This window comes from Staphylococcus sp. NRL 16/872, from assembly GCF_022815905.2.
Taxonomy (GTDB): domain Bacteria; phylum Bacillota; class Bacilli; order Staphylococcales; family Staphylococcaceae; genus Staphylococcus.
Map to the genome: position 1 here is coordinate 23375 of NZ_CP119327.1, position 25928 is coordinate 49302.

Annotated in this window: 22 protein-coding genes; 12 read left to right on the forward strand and 10 right to left on the reverse strand. The window is 32.6% G+C overall.

Translation table 11 applies throughout. The annotated features are described in order from the left end of the window. The first annotated feature begins 174 nt into the window (after window positions 1–174). The 10 genes from yycF to MT340_RS00140 all read left to right on the forward strand — a co-directional run bounded on the left by yycF (window position 175) and on the right by MT340_RS00140 (window position 13545). Window positions 175–876, forward strand: a complete 702-nt coding sequence (yycF, locus tag MT340_RS00095; protein ID WP_243588242.1) for a response regulator YycF — start codon at window positions 175–177, stop codon at window positions 874–876. A 12-nt stretch (window positions 877–888) separates the two neighbouring features. Then, window positions 889–2715 carry a cell wall metabolism sensor histidine kinase WalK gene (gene walK / locus MT340_RS00100; RefSeq protein ID WP_243603442.1) on the forward strand — a complete coding sequence of 609 codons (1827 nt, stop codon included), beginning with the start codon at window positions 889–891 and terminating at the stop codon, window positions 2713–2715. Beyond that, a complete protein-coding gene (locus MT340_RS00105) occupies window positions 2705–4036 on the forward strand; it encodes a YycH family regulatory protein (protein WP_243588243.1) in 1332 nt (443 codons plus the stop codon). Before walK ends, MT340_RS00105 begins: the two co-directional genes overlap by 11 nt. Then, window positions 4037–4828: a two-component system regulatory protein YycI gene (locus tag MT340_RS00110; protein WP_243588244.1), complete on the forward strand. Its 792-nt coding sequence runs from the start codon at window positions 4037–4039 to the stop codon at window positions 4826–4828. A gap of 690 nt (window positions 4829–5518) precedes the next feature. Next, a complete protein-coding gene (locus MT340_RS00115; RefSeq protein ID WP_243588245.1) occupies window positions 5519–6319 on the forward strand; it encodes an MBL fold metallo-hydrolase in 801 nt (266 codons plus the stop codon). A 403-nt stretch (window positions 6320–6722) separates the two neighbouring features. Then, a complete protein-coding gene (rlmH, locus tag MT340_RS00120) occupies window positions 6723–7202 on the forward strand; it encodes a 23S rRNA (pseudouridine(1915)-N(3))-methyltransferase RlmH (protein ID WP_243588246.1) in 480 nt (159 codons plus the stop codon). Window positions 7203–7307: 105 nt separating this feature from the next. Then, window positions 7308–10100: a type I restriction endonuclease subunit R gene (locus MT340_RS00125; protein ID WP_243603443.1), complete on the forward strand. Its 2793-nt coding sequence runs from the start codon at window positions 7308–7310 to the stop codon at window positions 10098–10100. A gap of 90 nt (window positions 10101–10190) precedes the next feature. Then, entirely contained in the window at window positions 10191–10772 is a 582-nt protein-coding gene (locus MT340_RS00130) for a restriction endonuclease subunit S (protein WP_243603444.1), read from the forward strand. Continuing rightward, window positions 10773–12329 carry a type I restriction-modification system subunit M gene (locus MT340_RS00135; RefSeq protein WP_243603445.1) on the forward strand — a complete coding sequence of 519 codons (1557 nt, stop codon included), beginning with the start codon at window positions 10773–10775 and terminating at the stop codon, window positions 12327–12329. It begins immediately after the preceding gene. Continuing rightward, on the forward strand, window positions 12322–13545 hold the full coding sequence (locus tag MT340_RS00140; protein WP_243603446.1) for a restriction endonuclease subunit S: 1224 nt from the start codon (window positions 12322–12324) through the stop codon (window positions 13543–13545). The genes MT340_RS00135 and MT340_RS00140 overlap by 8 nt, the downstream gene beginning before the upstream one ends. A 104-nt stretch (window positions 13546–13649) precedes the next feature. On the opposite strand, the gene MT340_RS00145 is transcribed toward MT340_RS00140, so the two are convergent. The 10 genes from MT340_RS00145 to MT340_RS00190 all read right to left on the reverse strand — a co-directional run bounded on the left by MT340_RS00145 (window position 13650) and on the right by MT340_RS00190 (window position 24410). Further along, entirely contained in the window at window positions 13650–13871 is a 222-nt protein-coding gene (locus MT340_RS00145; RefSeq protein WP_243603447.1) for a hypothetical protein, read from the reverse strand. Window positions 13872–13885: 14 nt separating this feature from the next. Further along, complete coding sequence (locus tag MT340_RS00150) at window positions 13886–14389, reverse strand: DUF1643 domain-containing protein (protein ID WP_048681952.1); 504 nt, start codon at window positions 14387–14389, stop codon at window positions 13886–13888. A 17-nt stretch (window positions 14390–14406) separates the two neighbouring features. After that, window positions 14407–14718, reverse strand: a complete 312-nt coding sequence (locus tag MT340_RS00155) for a DUF960 family protein (RefSeq protein ID WP_031807296.1) — start codon at window positions 14716–14718, stop codon at window positions 14407–14409. Window positions 14719–14804: 86 nt separating this feature from the next. Then, window positions 14805–15155 carry an SAUGI family uracil-DNA glycosylase inhibitor gene (locus MT340_RS00160; RefSeq protein WP_243603448.1) on the reverse strand — a complete coding sequence of 117 codons (351 nt, stop codon included), beginning with the start codon at window positions 15153–15155 and terminating at the stop codon, window positions 14805–14807. 540 nt (window positions 15156–15695) lie between these two features. Then, a complete protein-coding gene (gene putP, locus MT340_RS00165) occupies window positions 15696–17234 on the reverse strand; it encodes a sodium/proline symporter PutP (protein ID WP_243603449.1) in 1539 nt (512 codons plus the stop codon). Window positions 17235–17938: 704 nt separating this feature from the next. Further along, complete coding sequence (gene ccrB / locus MT340_RS00170) at window positions 17939–19564, reverse strand: cassette chromosome recombinase CcrB (RefSeq protein WP_243603450.1); 1626 nt, start codon at window positions 19562–19564, stop codon at window positions 17939–17941. Window positions 19565–19597: 33 nt separating this feature from the next. Next, on the reverse strand, window positions 19598–20935 hold the full coding sequence (gene ccrA, locus MT340_RS00175; RefSeq protein ID WP_243603451.1) for a cassette chromosome recombinase CcrA: 1338 nt from the start codon (window positions 20933–20935) through the stop codon (window positions 19598–19600). Between the two features lie 186 nt (window positions 20936–21121). Further along, window positions 21122–22891, reverse strand: coding sequence for a cassette chromosome replicative helicase (gene cch1, locus MT340_RS00180; protein ID WP_243603452.1), 1770 nt, complete (start codon window positions 22889–22891; stop codon window positions 21122–21124). Continuing rightward, window positions 22891–23187: a cassette chromosome ssDNA-binding protein gene (gene ssb, locus MT340_RS00185; protein ID WP_243603453.1), complete on the reverse strand. Its 297-nt coding sequence runs from the start codon at window positions 23185–23187 to the stop codon at window positions 22891–22893. The genes cch1 and ssb overlap by 1 nt, the downstream gene beginning before the upstream one ends. 191 nt (window positions 23188–23378) lie before the next feature. Continuing rightward, window positions 23379–24410 (reverse strand): hypothetical protein, encoded by a 1032-nt coding sequence (locus MT340_RS00190; protein WP_243603454.1) that lies wholly within the window; start codon window positions 24408–24410, stop codon window positions 23379–23381. Window positions 24411–24652: 242 nt separating this feature from the next. Between MT340_RS00190 and MT340_RS00195 the strand changes: the two genes are divergently transcribed. Both MT340_RS00195 and MT340_RS00200 read left to right on the forward strand, forming a co-directional pair. Then, a complete protein-coding gene (locus MT340_RS00195) occupies window positions 24653–25315 on the forward strand; it encodes a hypothetical protein (RefSeq protein ID WP_284120862.1) in 663 nt (220 codons plus the stop codon). Between the two features lie 319 nt (window positions 25316–25634). Next, complete coding sequence (locus MT340_RS00200; protein WP_243588248.1) at window positions 25635–25883, forward strand: hypothetical protein; 249 nt, start codon at window positions 25635–25637, stop codon at window positions 25881–25883. Window positions 25884–25928: the final 45 nt, after the last annotated feature.

Below are 25928 nucleotides of genomic sequence, written 5' to 3' on the forward strand. Positions count from 1 at the left end.
TATAAATTTAATTATGAAAATAGAATTAAGTGACTATTAATGGTAAATTATATAGTAGATTAATATGCGCGATAAACTTAATTTAACGCATCGAATCACAGTTTATTTTTTACTAATTAACATAGATATTTCATAAAATATAGAACTACAATTTGAGAAATGAGGTTTATAGATATGGCAAGAAAAGTTGTTGTAGTTGATGATGAGAAGCCGATTGCGGATATTTTAGAATTTAATTTAAAAAAAGAAGGATATGACGTTTACTGCGCTTACGATGGTAATGATGCAGTGGATTTAATTTATGAAGAAGAACCAGATATCGTGTTATTAGATATCATGTTACCTGGTCGTGACGGAATGGAAGTATGTCGTGAGGTACGTAAAAAATACGAAATGCCTATCATTATGTTAACGGCGAAAGACTCTGAAATTGATAAAGTGTTGGGTCTTGAGTTAGGTGCGGATGACTATGTAACGAAACCGTTTAGTACACGTGAATTGATTGCGCGTGTGAAAGCGAACTTACGTCGTCATTATTCACAACCCGCTCAAGAAGTGGATAATACTTCTAATGAAATCGCAATTAAGGATATTGTTATCTATCCAGACGCATATTCTATTAAGAAACGTGGCGAGGATATCGAATTAACGCACCGTGAGTTCGAATTATTCCATTATTTATCTAAACATATGGGTCAAGTAATGACGCGTGAACATCTATTACAAACAGTTTGGGGTTATGATTACTTCGGCGATGTGCGTACGGTGGATGTAACGATTCGTCGTTTACGTGAGAAGATTGAAGATGATCCGTCTCACCCAGAATATATTGTGACACGTAGAGGCGTTGGATACTTCCTCCAACAACATGATTAGGGGTTTAAGGTTATGAAGTGGCTGAAGCAGTTACAATCCCTTCACACAAAGCTTGTTATTGTCTATGTGTTATTGATTATTATTGGTATGCAGATTATCGGTCTGTATTTTACTAATAGTTTGGAAAAAGAATTAACGAATAACTTCATGAAGAATATTAAACAATATGCGACGCAACTTGAAGTTAATATCGAACGGATTTATCGAGATGACCCGTCAAATGCGCAAAAAGAAGTGCAAAGTTTATTAAATGAGTATGCCAATCGTCAAGAAATCGAAGAAATTCGTTTTATTGATAAAGATCAAATTATTATGGCGACGGCGAAATTATCGTCTCATAATTTAATTAATCAGAAAGTGAACGATAATTCGGTTCAAAAGGCACTGTCATTAGGAGAAGCCAATAGCCATAATGTATTGAAAGATTATGGTAGTGGTAAAGAACGGATTTGGATTTATAATTTACCTGTGAAAAATGGCAACGAGACGATTGGTAATATTTACATAGAATCAAATATTAATGATGTATATAATCAATTGAATAATATTAACCAAATCTTCATTATTGGTACGGCGATCTCCCTTTTCATAACGGTAATTCTAGGTTTCTTCATTGCGCGAACGATTACCCGACCGATTACCGACATGCGTAACCAGACTGTTGAAATGTCGAAAGGGAACTATACACAACGTGTGAAGATTTACGGAAATGACGAAATCGGTGAACTTGCCCTAGCATTTAACAATTTGTCGAAACGTGTGCAAGAAGCACAAGCAAATACGGAAAGTGAGAAACGTCGTCTAGACTCTGTCATCACGCACATGAGTGACGGAATTATTGCGACGGACCGACGTGGACGTGTGCGTATTGTGAATGACATGGCACTGAAAATGTTAGGCATGGCGCGAGAAGATTTAATTGGTTACTACATGTTGAGTGTCTTGAATTTAGAGGATGAATTCTCTCTAGAGGAAATTCAAGAGAATAATGATAGTTTCTTACTTGATATCAACGAAGAAGAAGGCATTATTGCACGTGTGAACTTTAGTACAATTGTTCAAGAAACAGGATTTGTGAATGGTTATATTGCCGTGCTCCACGATGTTACAGAACAACAACAAGTAGAACGTGAGCGTCGTGAGTTCGTAGCCAATGTTTCACACGAATTACGTACACCACTAACGTCAATGAATAGTTATATTGAAGCGTTAGAAGAAGGCGCATGGAAAGACGATAATTTAGCACCACAATTCTTATCTGTGACACGTGAAGAGACGGAACGAATGATTCGTTTGGTTAATGATTTACTTCAATTGTCGAAAATGGATAACGAATCTGAACAAATCACTAAAGAAATCGTCGACTTCAATATGTTTATTAATAAAATTATTAATAGACATGAAATGGCAGCGAAAGATACGACTTTCATGCGTGAAATTCCACAAGAAACAATTTTCACTGAAATTGATCCAGATAAGATGACGCAAGTATTCGATAATGTTATTACCAATGCGATGAAATACTCACGTGGTCAGAAACGTGTCGAGTTCCACGTGAAACAGAATGCGTTATACAATCGTATGACCATTCGCATTAAAGATAATGGTATTGGTATTCCTATTAATAAAGTAGATAAAATCTTTGACCGTTTCTATCGTGTAGATAAAGCACGTACGCGTAAGATGGGCGGTACAGGTTTAGGTCTTGCGATATCAAAAGAAATTGTCGAAGCGCATAATGGCCGTATATGGGCGAATAGTGTTGAAGGACAAGGTACATCGATATTTATTACGCTTCCATGTGAAGTTATAGACGATGGTGATTGGGATGAAGAGTAAAGAGTATATCAAATCTGTTATTCTGATTTTATTAGTCATGATGAGTGTTGTCTTAACGTACATGGTATGGAATTTTACGCCTGACTTAACGAATATCGATAGTGCAGAGAGTAAAAAAAGTGATGTGAAATCGATTGGTAAACCTTTGGCATCGCATATAGATAATGTCATTGCGCCCTATCAAATCGTTGAAGTAAAAGACGATAAAGTTAAAGGTATGGCACCTTCTCGGGCGCAATTGTCGCAAGTGTCAGAAGCTTTAAAGAACCATGAAGTAAGTAAGGTTGAGCATATACAGCATGATTATAATTTAACGCTTCCTACGTTAAATACGCGTTTTACTGTATTAGACTTTACATATGACATGCCTTTAACTACATATTTAGGACAAGTCTTAAACACTTCCGTGAAAGTGCCTAAATCCTTTAATTTTAATCGTTTATTAATTGATGAGAATTCAAAAGGAAATTTAGAATTATATGCGATAAGTAAAGACCGACATCAAGTGATAAAAGTGACAATGAATGCGAAAGCGAAGTATTTTGCTAAAACAATGGATCAATTGTCTACGGATATGCAGAAATATTCAGAGGTCATTACGAATAAAGATACGATTGATAAAGCGACGCATGTCTTTGCGCCCAGTCAACCTCAACATATGCACTCTTATCGTATGGTGTATGACACGATTCCTGTAGAAACGATGAATTCAATTTTATTTGATGATTCTGTGATTATTCGAAGCGGTAAAAGTGGTTCAACGACCTATAATAATAATACAGGGGTAGCGAACTACAATGATGAGAGTAAAAAATATCATTATAAGAATTTGTCAGAAGATGAATCAAGTTCGAGTGATATGGATACGACTATTCCAAGTACCTTTGAATATATTAATGGCCATGGTGGTTTCTGTAACGATGATTTCCGTCTATTTGACACAGATAATTCATCGGGAGAACTGACATATCAGTTATTCCTCAATGGCTATCCAACGTTTAATGATCAGGAATTGAATGAAATAGAAGTGACGTGGGGAGAAAAAGGGATTTATGATTATAAACGCGCGTTACTACGTTCTAGCGTGCCTTTAGAAGGTGAAACTAAGTCTCTAGATAGTGCAGAAACGGTGCGTTCAGCTTTAGCTAACAATCATGATATTAATTTCCAAAAAGTAACGAATATGACAGTCGGCTATCATGAAGATGATGAACCATCAAAAGATAATATTGAAGTGCAACGTAATAGCGAATTTATTCCAACGTGGTATATTGAATATGATGGAAATTGGTATGCGTATGAGGATGGGAGGCTTGAATAAATGAACTGGAAACGAACGAAGACATTGTTTATTTTCGTATTTGTTCTTGTGAACATCCTGCTAGTTATGATTTACATTAATAAGGTGACGAAGTCTCAGATTAACGAGTCAGAAAGTGATAATGATGTTAACTTTCAACAAGAAGAGATTAAGATTTCGAAAGACGTGTTGAATAAAGATGTCAGTGACACGAAGATGCAGATGATTACTGCGACGTCGAAGAATTTCGATAATTATGCTGAAGATAAATCATCATTAGAAGCGGATGACTCGGGATATACGTTGACGGGTGAGATTAATAATACGGTTAATGTCAGTGATAGTAATTTGAGTGATTTGAAGAACTATATTATGGATAATATTTATAATGGTAAGGCGTATCAATTAGGTAGTGTGTCGGCGAATACGGTGACGTATGAGCAGACGTATGATGGTTATCCGTTGATGAATAATAACAAGGCGCGTTTACGTTTTAATGTGAGTGATGGCGAGGCGACGAGTTATAAGCAGACGGTGATGAGTAAGATTGAGCCGGCGAAAAGTGATAGTAATCCTAAGAAGCAGGTGATTACGCCACGTAAGGCGATTGAGACGTTGTATTTTAATCGTTATTTAAAATCAGGCGATGAAGTGTTGGATGCGAGACTTGGTTATTACTCAGTCGTGAGAGAAACGAATGTGCAGTTGTTGCAAGCGAACTGGGAGATTAAAGTGAAACATAAAGGTAAAAATGAAGCGAAAACGTATTATGTCGAGGCAACCTCAACAAATCCTAAGGTTATTGATAATTAGGAATACTTTAGTGTGTTAGATGAAAGGATAATTCTTACGAATTATTACGTGCTCTTGTTGCGTATGTTATTAGCTAAAGTGCTCTTAGATGGATAATACTCATTCTGTTGCGACGCGTGCCTAGGGTACAGTTTCAGCCAGAAATTCCTCACAGATAAATCTGTGGGGATTTCTAAGGTCTTCAACTTGTACTGTTCCCTCAGGCGTCGCGCAACGTCATTCGTTTTCCATCTTTAGAGCTACTTACTTAAATGTCTAAGCTCTTAAGTACATGTAGAAGTTATTCTTTCAAGCGGTGGGCAACATCGCTATGTAATAATCTTCAGAATTCTTTACTGAATTTAAGATTAATAAACTTTTTAATGACAAATAATTGATTTCATCCTTTCTCTTCTCTTATTTAAGAGAGGGAGTGATTTGGGGTATGGGAAGTATAGTAAGTGTGTGGGGCTTAGGTTTCATGCACTTACTTTTTTGTGTTTTTGTAAGGGATTTGGTTATAAACAAGGAATTGGAACTTTAATTTCTGTATTGATATAGTATAATATAAAGGTATTTTTAAAGGACTGGAATGTTTCGAATGATGTGAGTTGTTCGAAACATCATTTTTTAGGAAAAAGAGTGCAAAAAATGGATAGTTTAGACTGAAGGCACTCTAACAGATAGATTCGGTTGTAGGAAGTAGAAAGGATGAGCTGCTTGATACGTATGAGTGTTCTGGCGAGTGGCAGTACGGGGAATGCCACTTATGTTGAAAGTGACAAAGGCAGTCTTTTAGTAGATGTTGGACTCACTGGGAAAAAGATGGAAGAGTTATTTGGCCAAATAGATAGAAATATAAAAGATTTAAACGGAATATTGGTTACTCATGAGCATAGTGATCATATTAAAGGATTAGGTGTCCTTGCACGTAAGTATGGATTACCGATTTATGCGAATGAAAATACATGGAAAGCTATCGAGAAAAAAGATGGTAAAATTCCAATGGATCAAAAATTCATTTTTAATCCATATGAAACGAAATCAATTGCAGGTTTTGACATAGAGTCATTTAATGTATCTCACGATGCGATAGATCCACAGTTTTACATTTTCCATAATAATTATAAGAAATTTACGATGATTACGGACACAGGTTATGTTTCTGACCGCATGAAAGGCATGATTCAAGGTAGTGACGCTTTTATGTTTGAGAGTAATCATGATGTGGATATGTTACGTATGTGTCGTTATCCTTGGAAGACGAAGCAACGTATTTTAAGTGATATGGGACATGTGTCGAATGAAGACGCTGGACTTGCGATGACAGATGTTATTACGGGTAATACAAAACGTATTTATCTTTCACACTTATCTCAAGATAACAATATGAAAGAACTAGCACGTATGAGTGTTGGACAAGTATTAAATGAACATGATATTGATACAGAAAAAGAAGTTTTATTATGCGATACAGATAAAGCGCAAGCAACACCAATTTACACCTTATAATATTTAAGACTGACGACCTACTTATAATTTCAATAATTGTGAGTAGGTCTTTTTTCTGTTTTTTAAGTAATTATCTAATAATTTGGACTATACATTAATATTCATAAGGAACCTTATAAATGTAGGATTTGGATAAAATATGTGAATAAATATTTAAGACTTACTTTAAGTTATCCTCAAAAATGAACGAAGTTATCCACTATTGTGTATAATACACACAGAAATACTCACATTATTCACAGAGTTATCCACAATTTTAAGGTGTTAATAACATATTTTTATGCTATTTCTAAATTTTTGCACAGAATTTATATACATAACTGTTATAATTAGAGGGAATTCTGTTAACAAGTGAATAACTTGTGGATAAGTAGGATAACTATTAACATCTATGGAGGATTATATGAAGATAACTATCTTAGCTGTGAGTAAATTAAAAGAAAAATATTGGAAACAGGCTATTGCAGAATATGAAAAAAGATTAGGTGCTTATTCCAAAATTGAGATTATTGAAGTACCTGATGAAAAAGCACCAGAAAATATGAGTGAAAAAGAAATAGAACAAGTGAAAGAAAAAGAAGGACAACGTCTTCTAGCTAAAATTAAACCACAAGCAACCGTCATTACATTAGAGATACAAGGAAAAATGTTGTCATCCGAGGGATTAGCACAAGAACTTCAACAACGCATGACACAAGGCCAAAGCGACTTTGTGTTTGTCATTGGAGGATCAAACGGTTTACATGAAGACGTCTTAAAACGCAGCAACTACGCACTCTCATTCAGTAAAATGACCTTCCCTCATCAAATGATGCGCGTCGTCTTAATCGAACAAGTATATCGAGCATTTAAAATAATGCGAGGCGAAGCATATCATAAGTGATGCGGTTTTTTATTAATTTATTGACTAAAAATACAGTATGCAATATTAATTATTATCAAATTTTGATATATTTAAGGAAAGATTAAGTTTAGGATGGATGAATGAATGGCTTATCAGAGTGAATATGCATTAGAAAATGAAGTGCTTCAACAACTTGAGAGTTTAGGATACGAACGAGTGAACATACATAACGTTGAACAATTACATAATAATTTTCGTACTATAATTAATGAACGTCATAAGGATAAATTAAATGGGAAACCGCTGACGGATCGTGAGTTTGAACGTTTAATGACAGGAATTAACGGTAAGTCTGTCTTTGACAGTGCAATGCAATTACGCGATCGCTACGTACTAAAGAGAGATGATGATACGGATCTTTATATAGATTTCATGAACTTAAAACAATGGTGTCAGAATAAATTTCAAGTAACCAATCAAATTAGTGTGAAAGATAAATATAAAAGCCGTTATGATGTGACGATTTTAGTTAATGGTCTACCATTAGTTCAAATAGAATTGAAGCGTAGTGGGGTAGCGATTACGGAAGCATTTAATCAAATTGAGCGTTATCGTCGTCAAAACTATACGGGTTTATTCCGATACATACAATTATTTGTCGTTAGTAACAAAATGGAAACACGCTACTACGCCAATAGTGATCGTGAAATCTTTAAGGGACAAATGTTTTATTGGAGTAATGAGCAAAATGAGCGTATTAACTATCTTAAAGACTTTATTGAAGATTTCTTAGAACCATGTCACATTGCTAAGATGATTAGTCGTTATATGGTCGTCAATGAAACAGATAAAATTCTAATGGCCTTACGTCCTTATCAAGTTTATGCAGTAAAAGCTATTTTAAATCGTGCGTTAGAAACAAATAACAATGGTTACATTTGGCATACCACAGGTAGTGGTAAAACGCTGACTTCATTTAAAGCGAGTCAATTATTATCGCAAGAAGAAAATATTAAAAAAGTGATTTTCTTAGTCGACCGTAAGGACTTAGATAATCAAACGTTAGCTGAATTTAATAAATTCCAAGAAGACTCGGTTGATTTTACGGATAATACACGTAAATTATTGAGACAACTTGCGGATCCAACTTTACCTTTAATTGTGACAACAATTCAAAAAATGGCGAATGCAGTGAAGTCCAATCACTCAGTAATGGAATCCTATAAACAAGATAAAGTGATTTTTATTATTGATGAGTGTCATCGTACGCAATTCGGAGACATGCATCGTTTGATTAAGCAACATTTTGAAAATGCGCAGTATTTTGGATTTACGGGGACACCACGTTTTGAAGAAAACAAGAGTCAGGATGGGCGTGCTACAGCGGACATTTTTGATACATGTTTACATCACTATCTCATTAAAGATGCTATTAGAGACCATAATGTGCTTGGATTTTCCGTTGAATATAATCAAACATTTAATTCACATGACGATTTAGACGAAGAATATATATCAAAAATTAATACGTCGGAAATTTGGATGGCAGATGAACGTATTGAAGCTGTTTGTCGTCATTTGATTTCAAATTATCATAAGAAAACAGATAACGGAAATTACACGTCTATGTTTGCGGTTCAAAGTATTCCAATGGCGATTAAATATTATGACACATTCCAAAGACTAAAAACCGAAAGTGTTCATGATTTAAATGTTGCAACCATTTTTACGTATCAAGCCAATGAAGACGCACAAGAGGATGACAATCATGTTCATTCAAGAGAAGTTCTCGATCGCATTATGAATGATTATAATCAAACATTTAAAACGAACTATAATACGGATAATTTCGAAGGCTATTTTTCTGACGTATCTAAGCGTATGAAAGAAGTGGTTCGTGATGACAAGATTGATATTCTTATTGTCGTTAATATGTTTTTGACTGGTTTTGATAGTAAGAAACTGAATACCCTTTACGTCGATAAAAACCTGAAACATCATGATTTAATTCAAGCCTATTCAAGAACGAATCGCGTTGAAAAAGAACGCAAGCCTTACGGTAATATTGTATGTTATCGTGATTTAAAAAAACAAACGGATGAAGCGATTGAAATTTTCTCACAAACTGACAACACAGATACAGTGTTAAGTTTATCTTACGAAGAATATTTAGAAAATTTCAAAGATATCTTACAAGATGTTTTTCAATTAGCGCCAACGCCTTTAGATGTTGATAAACTAGAGGCTGAGGATTTAAAAAAAGAATTTGTTATTTCATTCCGTGACCTATCGAATACTTTAATTAAATTAAAAACCTTTGATGAATTTCAATTTACGAAAAACGAGCTGGGCATTGCAGAACAAACGTATGAAGATTATAAAGGAAAATATTTAAATATTTATGAAGAAGTCATGCGTGGTAAAAAAGTGGATAATGAAGAAGCAGTTTCCGTTTTAGATGATATTGATTTCCAAGTTGAATTAATGCGTAATGATTTGATTAATGTGAAGTATATTATGGATCTCATTGGCCAAATTAATCTATCTGATGTAAAAGAACGTGATGAAAAACGTCATCAAATTCATAAGTTATTAGATAAAGCCGATGATCAACAATTACGTTTGAAAGCTGATTTGATTCGTAGCTTCTTAGATAAAGTTGTACCATCACTAAAAGAAGATTCCGATATTAATGAAGCTTACTATGAATTTGAAGACAAAGAAAAAACAAAAGAAATTGATGCATTTGCCGAACAAAAAGCCTTTTCTGCTATGTTACTTAACGAAGCTGTTAATGAGTATGAATATAGTGGTAATATTGATCGTAAATCTATCGGTCAAAATATTTCAGAACCTTTTATGAAACGTAAACGAAAAACCGACCAAATTATACAGTTTATCGAAGATACCGTTGAAAAGTATGGTATGGTCGAATAAATTTTATGAAAATCCTTGTATTTTTTCTTTACTACAAGGATTTTTTGTTATATACTCAATTTGTAGTAATAAAAAAATACAAAAAAGAAGGTGAGTCAAATATCTCAATTATTTACGTTTCATAATGGTTCTTTAATCAATCGACTTGAGACCGTAGAAACTTCTCAGGGCATAACATTACCTATCTATGATCAACGTATGATGGAGTTTGATGATGGAGTGTTTCAACCGACAATACATCAACCTAAGCAGCTAACATTAAGCACAACACATCAAGCCAAGATAGTTCATACGGGTGATATCGTGATTAATATGATGACGAGTGAGTGTGTCATTGTGAGTCAACAACATCATGAAAGTATTCTACCTTATAATTATACGCATATTGAGATTGATACCGCACATATCGATGCTAATTATTTTGTCTATTGGATGAATGCTTCATCTCAAGCGAAGAGTCAGTTAAATCAATTTAAGCAAGGGGGTTCATTAGTTAAAAAATTAACGTTGAATCAACTTAAACAACTTAAGATGACGCTACCTCCATTAGAACAACAACAACGTATAGGAAAACTTGATGAACGACGTAGACACTTAAAATATTTACAAGCGAAACGAACTTATTTGATGGACCAATTTTTATCAGAATATTTATTTAAGGAGGACATTTAGATGTCAACAACGGAAAAACAAAGACAACAGCAAGCCGAATTACAAAAGAAATTATGGAGTATTGCGAATGATTTACGTGGGAATATGGATGCAAGCGAGTTTAGAAATTATATTTTAGGGCTCATCTTTTACCGCTTCTTATCAGAAAAAACAGAGGAAGAAGTGGCTGAGTTATTAAAAGAAGACAACATTTCATATGCAGAAGCTTGGGAAGATGAAGAATATCGTGAAGCGTTACAACAAGAATTAATTAATTTAATTGGTTTTGTGATTGAACCTCAAGATTTATTTAGTCACTTAATTCAGAAAATTGAAACTCAAACGTTTGAAATTGAAGATTTGCATAAAGCGATTAATAAAATTGAAGAATCAACACGTGGTGAAGACAGTGAAGAAGACTTTGATCATTTATTCGCTGATATGGATTTAAACTCGACACGTTTAGGTAATACCAATGCAGCACGTACGAAACTTATTTCGAAAGTCATGGTTAATTTAGCTACACTTCCGTTTGTGCATAGTGATATTGAAATTGATATGTTAGGGGATGCTTATGAATATTTAATTGGTCAATTTGCGGCTAATGCAGGTAAAAAAGCGGGGGAATTTTATACGCCACAACAAGTGTCTAAAATCTTAGCTAAGATTGTCACAACGAATAAACCTAATTTAAAAAATGTGTATGACCCAACATGTGGTTCAGGTTCATTGTTATTACGTGTTGGTCGTGAAGCCGATGTCCGCTTCTATTACGGTCAAGAATATAACAATACGACATTCAACTTAGCACGCATGAATATGTTACTTCATGATGTGAACTATACGCGTTTTAAAATTGATAATGATGATACTTTAGAAAATCCTGCTTTCAAGGGAGAAAAATTTGATGCCGTGGTTGCCAATCCCCCTTATAGTGCGAAATGGAGTGCCGATCCGTCATTCTTAGATGACGAACGCTTTAGCGGTTACGGCAAACTAGCACCTAAATCAAAAGCAGATTTTGCCTTCATTCAACATATGATTCATTATTTAGATGATAATGGCACAATGGCTGTAGTTTTACCGCATGGTGTGTTATTCCGTGGGGCAGCTGAAGGAACGATTCGTAAATATTTAATTGAAGAAAAGAATTATTTAGATGCGGTGATTGGATTACCAGCAAACCTATTCTTTGGAACAAGTATTCCAACCAGTATATTAGTATTCAAAAAATGCCGAGAAGACAACGATAATGTATTATTCATTGATGCTTCACAATCATTTGAAAAAGGTAAAAACCAAAATCATTTGACTGATGAAGATGTTGATAAAATTGTTACAACATATCGTCATAGAGAAACTATTGATAAATTTAGCTATGTAGCATCGTTAGATGAAATCAAGGAAAATGACTATAACCTAAATATACCAAGATATGTTGATACATTTGAAGAAGAAGAGCCCATCGACCTAGACCAAGTTCAACAACAATTGTCAGATATTGATAAAGAAATCGCCAACGTAGAATCAGAAATCAATGACTATCTTAAAGAACTAGGAGTGTTGAAACATGACTGAACAAACTAATACTCCAGAATTAAGATTTCCAGAATTTAAAGGAGAATGGGAAGAAAAGATTTTATCCCAGTTATTAGAAATAAAATCTGGAAAAGTATATAAAGAGACTGAATATACTAAGGAGGGAATACAACTCGTTCAAGGTGAAAGTATTGATCATCATAAAATAAAAAAAATTAAAACATTTTTACCTGATGAATATTTAAATAATACTAAAAATGTTGTTTTAGAAGAAGGTGACATAGTATTAGCTTTAAATAGACCAATTATAAAAGATAAGTTGAAAATAGCAAAAATACCTAAACAAGTTGCACCAAGTATATTGTATCAGCGAGCTGGTAAAATTATATATGACAAGTCTAAACCAGATTTTTATTTGAATTTATTTGACAAACATATTAAAGATTTTGTAATGAAAGAATCTATTGGGTCTGACCAACCTTTTATACGTACTACACAGTTAAAAAGAAAAAAAATTTTCGTCCCTGGTACAGAAATGGAAATAACAAAATTAAATAACTTTTTCAGCAAACTCGACCGCCAAATTGAGTTAGAAGAAGAGAAACTTGAACTTTTAGAGCAACAAAAGCGTGGATATATGCAAAAGATTTTTTCACAAGATTTAAGATTTAAGGATGAAAATGGAAATGAGTATCCTAAATGGGTAACTCAAAAAATTAAAGAATTAGGTAATGTTTATACAGGTAATACACCCAGCAAAAAACAAAGTACGTATTGGAATAGTAATAATTATATATGGGTTACACCTACTGATATAAATAATAAAAAAGATTTAAAAAATAGTGAATACATGTTGAGTGATGAAGGATTTAAAAAAGCTAGACAATTACCTAAAAATACATTACTTATTACTTGTATAGCTAGTATTGGAAAGAATGCAATTTTGAGAGAAGAAGGATCATGCAATCAACAAATAAATGCATTAGTTCCTAATAGTGATAAGGACGTAGACTTTTTATATTATGCTTTTGAAAAAGTATCAAAATATATGAAACGTATTGCAGGCAAAACAGCAACACAAATTGTAAATAAGTCTACGTTTGAAAATATTAGTATTGAAGTGCCAATTTTTGAAGAACAATTAAAAGCAGGAAGATTTTTGAATAGTTTTGATAAATTAATTGAAAAACAGGTTTCAAAGATTGAATTATTAAAACAACGCAAACAAGGATTTTTACAGAAAATGTTTGTTTAATTCTTATAAAGTTCTATTATGTTAATTGAAAATACCAAAAAATAAGTTGAGAGCATCCCTCACCGTAAAGTGAAGGATGCTCTAGTTTTATTGAAATATACATTTCATTTTGTTAAATAGCGATTGATAATATCTTGAAAATCATTGTTAAGTACTGTTGTAATAGAGTCATCATTCATAAAATCAGCATAGATTTTATCTAGTATTTCTTCATCTGCAATCGTTGTAAAATGATGTACTAGTCCTTTTACGATAGATATATAATTTTGCGATTCTAAATAACTAGCAACTGTTCGCCAATCTGATTGTTTTGATTCATGGTTCATAGATAATCCTCCTTTTATTTCAATGTCCATTTTTGACGTGCTTTAGGGTTAAGTGGATGCATGATTTCGTTCGTTACTGGATTAATGAGCTTTTTGACTTTCTTTTTATGAGGTTTTAACATTTCCATCACTTGCGCTACACGTTCGACTACAACAGGGCGCTTCGCATAGGCACCATAAGCAAGAATCACTGTTTCACTTTCACTTATCGCTTTCATCAAGTGAATGTCGGTGTGTTCATCGTATGGCTCGTTGATATGTTTGAGATTTTCTGGACTTTTAATATTAGAGAATAGATTTACAAGATATACAGCACCGTATCGTTCTGAATTCGCTAATTGATTGAGGATAAGAACAGTTGTGAGATCGAGTGATAATACACCATCTAAATGAGGGTACATCGTTATCACTGTACAGGCGGGTTTCTTTTCATCCCATGTTTTCTTGAGTAAATAGCGGTGTTTTTCATCCTTGCTAAATATAGCTTCTGTGTATATCGTATTTTTAATTGTATTCATATATATAATCACTTCCTTTAGTATTCTTCTGGTAAAAGCATCACATAATAAAAAGCGTCTACGCCATCTTCACGAATGACGTAGACTTTCTTAGGTAATGCATTTTGATTTTTTACATAGTTTGTATAGTGATATTCCAATTTGTATGCAGGTTGTTCTTGTTCATGTGTGATTGAGAGTATATTCTCATCTTCTTGCAGTTTAAAAATGTGTAGGTAATCTGTATGAGGTTGATTGTCCCGTTCTTTTACCATGTTCCAAAGTAAGATTTGAAGGTCTAGAGATAGTTGTTCACTAATGCCTCTTGTGATGTATCGATTGATTTTCATGTTATTTTACCTCGTCTTGAATTTCTTTCATGATGATAATCGCTTGGCTAATAATCGTAACAGATATTTGTGCCACTTTGATCCAATTATTCATGGTCATTCCCTCCTTGTTTTAGTAAATGACGTTCATCAATAATTGTATTTTTAGTATCTGTGAGGTATAGAAAGTCCATATCAAAATGATCTAGATAACCAATACTGATGAGTTGATTATTAGCATACATTAGAAATGGATAGATACTTAGCTCATGTAGCTCATCATTATAGTAGGTATAAGTGTCAAGTGTAAGATGCGCAAGTGGGGTATGGTCTACAAAGCGAGTAGGAAGTATATTTTCTGCTGCTTCTTCTAACACTTCACATTCCCATGTTTCGTTGTTAGATAGTTGGAATAGACGAGTTATATATTGTTTGAGTTCTTGAGTGGTTGTTTTCATATCATTGCCTCCTAGATAGTGTGATAGTGATGTAGTTGATATACATCATTGGGATAATATATATTTGATTTGTCATTTATTACGGATCCCGGTGAGAATAAGAGAAAATTCCATATAAAAAACCGCTACAAACGTTGATATGACAAGGAAATCCCGAAATACCGACTATTTTGACGAACAATCAACTCATTATTTATAAGTATTGATGATAGGGTTGGGTCTCTGCTTCCTTATATATTATTTATTTATAAAAAATAACGGGATTTTGGGATTGTGCTTGCACAATCCTTCTGCTTCTTCGAATCTGCAAATCCCATTCCTTTCCCGGTAAAAAATCATCGTGGGATGTTCTTTAGCAATTTCAATATAAGCATCGTGTAGTTATGAAAATAATTACGACAATGACTGTTTCATTAGATAAGTGTTATTGAAATTGCTAAAAACTATATACTTCAATAAAATGAAATTTGTAAATAAAAAAATAAGAGATAGAACTAAGATTTCTTGTTCTACCTCTTTAAGTGTTAAAGTGTTAAAGTGTTATTTTTCTTTTATAAGTTTTTTAACTTCTTCTAATTCTTTTTCAACATCCCTGCTCGGTTTTTTAGTTATAAGACTTACGATATAAGTCACAATCAAACTTGTTAAAAATCCAGGAATAATTTCATATAAATTAAAGAAGTCATTATATTCTCCCAATGGTTTCACAAAAACAATCCAAATAATGACGACAACTGATCCTGATATCATACCAGAAATAGCTCCTGTACGACTTAACCCCTTCCAATAGAGAGAGAGTAATACCAGTGGACCAAATGCAGCACCAAATCCAGCCCATGCATTACCAACAAGATTAAGTATAGTATCATTCGGAGTCCATGCGATTATAATAGATATAATTGCTATAATAAGAACAGATAATCGACCTACTAATAAAAACTCTTTTTTATGTTTTTTTGCAGCTTCTTCGCCTCTAATTAATTTATAGAAATCTTCAGTAAGTGAACTAGAAGTAACAAGTAGTTGTGAGGAGATTGTGCTCATAATAGCTGCTAAAATTGCTGCAAGAAGGAAACCACCAACCAATGGATGGAATAAAATTTGGCCCATTAAAATAAAAAGTGTTTCTGGATCATTTAATTTAACTCCTCTATCTTGAACAAAAGCAATACCTATCAATCCCACACATACAGCACCAATTAAACTAATAGCCATCCAACTAATACCAAATCTTCTGGCAGTTTTTAATTGACTAACGGATTTGATTGACATGAATCGCACTATAATATGCGGTTGACCAAAGTAACCTAATCCCCAAGCAAAGAAAGAAATAATGCCTACAATAGTGGTACCTTTAAATAAATCTAGATTAGTTGGTTTTAAATCTGCTGCTTGAGAAAATACATCAACGCCACCTAATTGCATCATTGCAACAACTGGTACCATAATCATAGCAATTAGCATAACTACACCTTGAAAGAAGTCAGTTAATGATACAGCTAAATAACCTCCAAAGAATGTATAAGCAATAACAATCACCGAAACTAGAATAAGACCAATATGATAATCTAGCCCAAAAGCACTGTTAAATAATTTACCACCTGAAACCATGCCTGAGTGAGTATATAGTGTAAAGAATATAACAATAATACCGCCAGAGATAATTTTAATAATATTAGAATGATCATTAAGGCGATGTGTAAAGTAGTTAGGTAGTGTGATTGAGTCATTCGCTTTTTCAGTGTACACACGAAGTCTTGGTGCTACAAGTATGTAGTTAACATAAGCTCCGATAGTTAATCCAATAGCTAACCATGCTGCTGATAAACCTGTAGTATAAACTTCTCCAGGTAATCCCATAATCATCCAACCACTCATATCAGAAGCGCCAGCTGATAATGCTGTGACGTAAGGCCCTATATTTCTCCCTCCAAGCATATATTCACTCAAATCCCCAGTTGCTTGTTTATAACCATAGTACCCAATAATAAGTAAAATAAAGAAATAAACTGCAAGCATAACATAAGTTCGCCAATCAGGATTTACTTGACTTGACAATGATGTAGCAAGAATAAACATAATTAATAACCCCTTTATTATGTAATTATTTTAGTTACATACAATAATTATACAAAAAATAAAAGTTATTTAAAGGGTAATTTTATTTTTTTATGTTTATTAAACCTTTTTAACTATAATTTCTGTGTATTTATAGCGATAAAAATAGTTTTAATATTAATTGCTAGTATATAATATTCATTAATTTTGTATATCATAATAATAAAAATAAAATTATTATATTTGAGTAACATATAAATCAATGTATTTGATTTGTCATTTATTACGAATCCCGATGAGAATAAGAGAAAATTCCATATAAAAACCCGTGATAAACGTTGGTATAACAAGGAAATCCCGAAATTCCGCCTATTTTGACGAACAATCAACTCATTATTTATAAGTATTGATGATATGTGTAGGTCTCTCTGCTTCCTTATATATATTATTTATTTATAAAGAATAACGGGATTTTGGGATTGTGCTTGCACAATCCTTCTGCTTCTTCGAATCTGCAAATCCCATTCCTTTCCCGGTAAAAAATCATTGTGGGATGTTCTTTAGCAATTTCAATATAAGCTTCGTGTAGTAGTAGATAGATGATGTCAATTCACTATCTCATTAGATAAGTGTTATTGAAATTGATAAAGAGAATTCTAAAAATCGTTAGATAAAATAAGTGAAAGAAGATAGGAAAGATTATTGTCAAACAATAGTTCTATTAGCTAAATAGTAAGATATAGGGTTTGTGGCAAAAATAAAGACGAAGTGCTGAGAAGCACTTCGTCTAGATTATTATTATTGAAAAGTTGTTTAATAATTTCATTATTAAGTTTTAGTGTAACAAAGAATTGCTTTTTATGATTCTCATCTTTACGAATGTCAATACGGTCAATAACCGTTAGATACAAAGCTTTGAGCTGTGATTTATCCATGGATTCTATATTTTGAAATATTCGTTGTAATAAAGCAGCGATTTGTTTAGTATCATAAAATGGTTTCTCTTGATTTTGTTGGTGCTTGAGTTGATTAATTTGGTTTGTGATATCATTCAGTTGTGTTTCATATTGATGAATGGTTGGTTTGAGTGCAGATGTTAAGTCTGGATTGTCTTCGATGGTTTGAATTAGATTTTTAAGTTTAGTGCTAATTTCATCAAATTGTTGTTGTTTATAAGTAATATCATGATTGAGCGCAGCTACATCGACTTGATTTTCTTGATTAACACGTTCGACAACTTGTTTGATAACTTTATCACTTTTGACAATTTCAAGTATTTGGTCCATAACATATTTTTCAATGACATCGGCTCTAACACTATTCGCAGAACATACCTTTGAGCCTTTATTTCGAAAATTACTACACGAATAGTAACGAATACGTTTTTTAGTGCCATCTTTAAGTGTGTTTGTGGTGTTACTCGCAGCCATAGGTGCAGAACATTGGGGACACGAAATTATTCCAGTTAAAATATTGGTTCCTTTACCATGGACTTGTGGTTTTTCACTTACTTGTTTCTTACGTGCTTGCACTTTATCCCATAAATCTTGACTAATAATAGGTGTGTGTTTGCCTTCAGCGATCACTGGATTATCATTCAAGCCTTTACGTCGTTTATCATTCCAATCTTTGTATTTCGCGAATTGAATTTTACCAATATAGAATGGGTTTGAGAGAATATAAGTAACAGCTGAAATACTAAATGGATTGCCTTTTTTAGTCACATAGCCTTTGTGATTGAGTGCATTGGCTATTTTACGATAACCATGACCTTTGGCATAAGATTCAAAGATATATTTAACGATGTTAGCTTCATGTTGATTAATCATTAATTCTTTTTTATTATCAGGTATGTTATTATATCCTAATGGAAGATTGCCTTGATAATAGCCCTCTAAAGCTCTTTGACGTTGTCCGGTGTAAATGTTCTCTAAAATTGTATTTCTTTCAAATTCGGAAAAACTTGCAAGTATCTGGAGCATTAACTTACCTGTTGAATTTTTGACTTCCATGCGTTCAGACAAGCTAAAAAATTCAACATTTTGACGATGAAGTTCTTCGACGATTGTAAGTAAATCGGAAGTATTACGTGCCAAACGATTTGTTTTATAAACCATAACACAGTCTAATTTTCCATTTTTAGCATCATTTAACATGCGCTGTAATTCAGGACGGTTCATAGATTTTCCTGATATACCCCGATCTGCATATATATCAACGAGTTCATAGCCGTTAAATTGGCAATATTGCTCTATTTGTGTAATTTGTCCCTCTATGCTATAACCCTCTACTTGTCTCTCTGTGGACACGCGAATGTAGCCTCCTACAAGCTTTTTCTTCATTTTATCCATTATAATCCATCCTTTCTTTAATTATACAATTGATCATTTCATAGTCTGCTTTACAATATTCAGTGGTTCGTTTTTGAAATAGATGCCAGCGAGTCTTTTATTTTTAGAAATATTAATTTCATCAATATAGGGATACAACATGTTTAGCGTGAAACGTTGTTGAATGATGTTTTGGAAAGCTTTTCGAATTTGATACGCACTGATTGATGATATAGGTTTTGATTGTTGATGTAATGATTGCGTTTGTTCTCTGAACGTTTCTGCATCAATTTTGCCTTGGGCTAATTTTTCTATCAGCTGCTCGTGATTGAGTGTAGTTTTAGTTTCTACATCTCTTTGTCTTTTGAGTCGTTGTTGAATAGTATGGTTTATTTTTGAATAGAGCTGTTGATTTTGAAAGAAGTCCTGACAAGTCGCTAAAACACTTGTTTCTAATTCTTGTGCGTTGATTCCTTTAAATTCACAAACAAAGCGAGCGTTATTCATATTTTGCGGACAGACATAGTAACGCAATGAATGATCTGGTTTTCGGACAGTCATGTTTGTGAGTGTCGAATGACAATAAGGACATTTGATTTTTTGTTTGAGTTGATTTTCTGACGGCTTACGTTTTACTTGTTTCTGAGTTCGGGTAACTTGAGCTTCTTCGTATATCGTTGTACTGACAATAGCTGGGAACATGTTTTCATATTGTCCGTATTGATTGATAACACGGCCACAGTAATTAGGATTGAGGATAATATTACGCACTTGATAAGGCTTGCGATTAATGAAGTTATCATCAGCTTCTAAGTATTGCGCAATTTTTTTATAACCATAACCTTGAAGGTAATAATTGAATACAGCTTTTATTGTTGGTGCTTTTACTGTGTCTATCGTGAAAGTACCATTATGATATTGATACCCAAAGGGTGCATGTGTTGTAATCATTTTACCTTGTTTCGCTTTTTCTTTGATTCCATTTCGTGTTTGTTCACTGATATTATTAGACTCCATTTCAGCTAGACTCATAAGTATGTTTAGGCGAAAGCGGTCAAATTCTTTAGATAAGTCAAAATAACCATCATTCACACTGATGATTGTGACGTGATGCTTTTTACAAATTTCAAAGAATTGTATGGCATTTTTCAAATTACGATGTAGTCGATTCAAGCGATAGCAACACAATACTTTGCATTCTCCAGATATAATCATTTCTACCATTTTTTGATAGCCTGAACGTTTTGTATTTCGACCAGTTTTCTTATCGTCATAAAATTCTATATTGTGCCAACCATATTGCTTTGCAGTTTCCATAATAAGTGACGTTTGCGTAGCTAAGCTTTGTTGTTTGAGTGTACTTTGACGTACATAACCAATGGCTTGGACCATGGCCTTCACCTCCAAAAAGATAATATATATTTGTGAGTAAATTCGAATGAAAGGTCCAACGTGCTTTTAACACGTTGGACCGCAATGATTAGTTATCGTTCTGTAACTCTTCAACGATTAAATCAGCTAGTAATTCAATCAATTCATCCATTTTATCTACTCCTGTACGATTTCATCTTTAAGTTATTAAAAATCAATTAAATCATCGTTCTGTTTTTTCCATGATTCAAGTATCTTTTTGTTATCCAAGTTAATTTCAGCTTTAATAGGTTCAGCATCTTTAGTTAGACCAAAAATAGACGCATATTCTGAATCTAGCTTTAAATGGTAAAAGACAAGTGACTGTTTTTTGCCATTGCCATCTTTGACTGTTCTTTTTGTTGTAATTCGATCATGGTCAGATTCGATAAATCCTTTATCTCTTAGTGCATTCACGACATTGTTGACATCTTGGAAATGATTCTCTATCAACATATCTTTAAATACAGATGCAATGATTTTGACTTCGATATAATCATCTTTTAAGGCAATTAGTCCATGGTTCTCAATCATATTCTTTAACGCTTTGTCATCAGAAAACTTACCACGGTTTTGTGCTACAAATTGCGTAATGACTTCGATCGCTTTATCTGCCAGTGAGCGTTCAGAGACTGTATGAGCATGATAATCAATAAAGTAGTCTCTTATTTTAGCGATATCAATATCTGTAGCTAAAACACGACTTAGAATCTTGGCTGAAGTAGTGATAGCCGCATAGCGCTTAAACATACGAATACCAGTATTATTTTTTTCATCCTTCAATTTATCTTTAAACCAATGATGCTCATCTTGAAACCATTGAATGACTTCATCTTCACGGTTTATAAGATATTTAGCTACTAACGGTAAAACATGACCATAGTTTAGTGCCACAGATTTTTTAATATTGTCAGAATTTGTTGCATCTTTAGTAAACTCTTCATTAATTTCAATAGTTCTCACTCGTAAACCATCATTTTGAGCAGAATCAGTAAAGATACTGTATTCAGAGGTTGAAATCACAGAAGTGCCCCAATTCTTAGGCGTTTTAACTTCTCCGTGTACATTGGAACGTTTACGTCCTTGACCTTCAGCAATAGAGTACAATAACCCCGTTGTATCTTTAAAAGTTGCTGATGAGAGTTCATCAAATACAATAGGTATACCAAAATTGTTACTCAAGTAACCTTCAAGTGCATTACGTGTGGCATTCCAACTTCGAAAAAGTGTTTGATTACCTTTGGTTGGATTTCCAGCGACGGATACCGCTAAAGCTGCCGCTGTTGATTTACCGGTTGATGACTGGCCTGTAAAACTAAAGATAATTCCTGCAAATTCGATTTCACGTTTGTGCTTCAGAAAGCTTGTCACTAAGGCAGAAATCCCAAATACGACCGCTAACTCTAGAAGAAGATGACCTTTGACTTCGTTAATATACGTATTTAACCAATCTTTAAATGTACCTTTAGGCTCTAATAGATAAGTACTATCGACAATAGGATCTAAAGATGCTAACTGATCATACTGTTTAGATGTATAAATGGTATCTATCATTACAATGTAACCATGGGGTGTTTCTATGATGCCCGAGCCATCATATAAATCAGAAGTGGGCATTTCATCGCGCATTAATTGTAGTGCATAGCTCAAATCTTTTATATAATTTTCATTGATACTGTGACCATATTTAATCAATGAAGGTAACTTTCGAGTTGTTAAAATATCAGAGTCAAATGTATGTTCTTTATCCTTACCGTTAGAAATAATTATTTTTTCTGTATTTTCTAAGGCATGCCAAAATTTAGCTTCAACAGCCATACAACTAGACATAGTCACTACTTTTTTCTCATCTCCATCTTTTTTAGGTGGGATAGTTTTATGCCAACCCATTGTATCTAAATGGTATAGGCCTAGTCTAAAAATGTCATGATGACTCATTAGCGAACACCTCCTTTCGAAGGGTTGCTATCATTGAGTGGATTAGGTCCGACTTTCAGATATACTAAATGACCATTGGTATTTTTACCGATAATAATAAATGGAACACGTGGCGCATGTTTTACAAAATATGCGAACCAACGCCCAACATTTTGTTGTACTGCTTTAGAACACGATACATTTGCACGACGGTTCAAGTCATGGAAAGTAAATGTTTGTCCTTCCGGTAAATTAATTGAAATACCTAAAATTCTATTTTTTAATTTTTTAAAATCATCTTCTTGCTTGTAAGACATTTGAATTCCTCCTACTAATTAATAAAAATAGGAAAATCAAAGGTGCGCACAATTAATTTTCTTAAGATTATTTTAGCCAATAAGTAATCATTTGAAAGCTTGTAAAAATATATTAGAAATTACGTACTAAATTGAGAAAATTTTTATTGACAAAAATAAAAGCGCTGGTTTTACAGCGCTTTAAATAGAAATTAATTTGAAGTTATATAAAAGTAGTCAGAAGGGGGATTATTATTATCGTTATAATGGTTTAGTGCTTTATTGATTTCATTTACTAACTTATCATGATGTTCTTTTGTTATTTTTTTTGGATATTTGAATTCTTTTTCTTCTAAGTCTTCTAGGGACACTAAATCACTATTTAAGATTAATGATAAGAGCATATTTTTAGGTGCTGAAGCTTTAGTGTCTCGATGAGTAATATATTGTGCTAAATTTCTGTTTATACTTACCTTTTCATCTTCTATAAAATTTGTATCATTTTTTACGTGAGCCTCAGCAATTTTGGTACCAATTTCAATGTTTAAATCTTTTATCTCATCTAAATAATATTCAAGAATTTGAAGTTTATCGTTAGAAGTAATGCCTTCTTCAGTGAAAATTTTAATAATGTTAGACTTTATTCCGATTTCTATATTACTGTCTATTAGGAAATAGAGATAATAATTTATCATAGCGCGCTCATAATCTCTTTGATCAGTAATTTCATGCTTAATAAAATAATATAGGTTCTCGTTGATGCGATTAGTAGAATCTATATCTTTGTTATTGATACCATTTTTTAAAAAATGAAGATAGACTGAATTGTTCGAAAGTATATCATACAATACGAATAAACTTTTTGGTTTAAATACATAAGATTTACCAACTTTAAAATTTTCACTACTAATACCTAAAGCATTACAGAATTTTTTAAAATTAGTTGTATAGTTGTTTTTTTCAGTAATAAATATAAAATCATCATTCAATGTATTTTTATATTTTTCAATTTTATCAAGGTTATCAATAATACTGTCAAAGGCTTTGTTTTTTCTTTTGAGAATGCTATATCTGACTACATCACTTATATTGATAGAATATTCTTTAGAAGAACGTTCCGTATTTTTAGTATTTTCATAGTTTCTGGAATGGCTATACACTGCGCTTACATCTACTTTATCGATATCTAGTAATATTTCAAATAGTTCATCCTGCCATTTATCATTTTGATTTTTATCATTCATTTTTATCACACCTTATTAAAATAATACATAAATTATAATATATTTATTAATGATATTAGTCATAATGTCTAATTAATTTAAATGCTTTAATTTAGAAAGGAATTAGTTAAATGAAAAACTTTCTCATTTTAATGATTTTATTCGTATGCGCACTGATATCTGCCATGATCGTTATACCTAATCTTGTGAACTATATATCAGTATTATCATTAATTGTATCTATTATTACTTTCAGAATGAATATGTACTATAACAGTAAAGCTGAAGAACATAAGAAAATAGCTAACTCACCATTATTTTTATTTGATATAACAGATTATGCTTTCGAATTAGATAAAGATTTTACTAAGGATAGTGTTCGAATAGATATATTTAACTTTAAAGAAAAATGTCCATTAATATTAAATAAAGAGGCTAAAACATTGTATATAGGTAAGAATAAAAATTACTTTGCACTAAAAAATGTGGGGGGAGTGGCAAAAAATGTAGTCATCAATTCAGAAGTCGTATGGGATAAGGAAGAATTTAAAAATCATAATGAAAGATTAGCTTTTGAAGATTATACAAGAGAGTTAACGTATGATGATAACTTTTGTTATCTTGCTTCAAACAATGATACATATGGATTTTCACATAAAAAATTTGACTTTAATACACATATAACTCAAGCAAAAATAAAAGGAGTTTCAAAGGATAACAATCTTTTAGTAAGTATACCTAAAGAGTTCAGTTATACAGTTAATTTTTATATTTTTGGATATATTAAAACTCCACCAAAATTATTTGTAACAATACTAGGAGAAGATTTAGAAGGAAATCAATTTAAAGATGAAATTGAAATTAAAGTCCAAAGGTATAAATTTAGTTATGTTCCGGTTCAAGCAGAAGTTACTTTATACGCTTGATATATAATAAAATAATATCTGGATTGAAAACCTCATCATTGGCCGATACGCAGAAGCGTATCATAAATGAAATTGAAAATAGGTTGTTAACAATATAAAACATGCCATTTATCAGAATATTTAAGGATTAGTTAAGGAAGTATTTAGATAGATTTAAGTCATAACAGCTAATATAAAACTATATGATGATATAGGTCTCAACCTTAAAATATTACTCGCAAAGGCGTTCTTAAACTATTTTGTAGGATATAATATCTTATTCATCCTTATGTTGTTTTAAATCATCTTTTTCATGTGCTCTTTAGGAGGAGATTTATTCATGGATAAACTAATAAATTGGCTTTTACCAGTGCTTCTTATTGCGATAGTTTTAGCAATTCAATATTTTATTTCGCATCACAAAGGTGGAGTTTGGAAACTACTTGTTCCAACAATTTTTATAATTACGTTATTAGTATTACTTTTCATAGAAAAAATAACAATCGGTAGTTTTATTTTATATTTTATAATTGGAAGTTTAGCGTTGCTGGGACAATCATTTCCTTCAGAAAAGAATAACAATACTTAACTTCAATAAAAAATATACGCTTAGGTACAGATAAATTGTATCTAA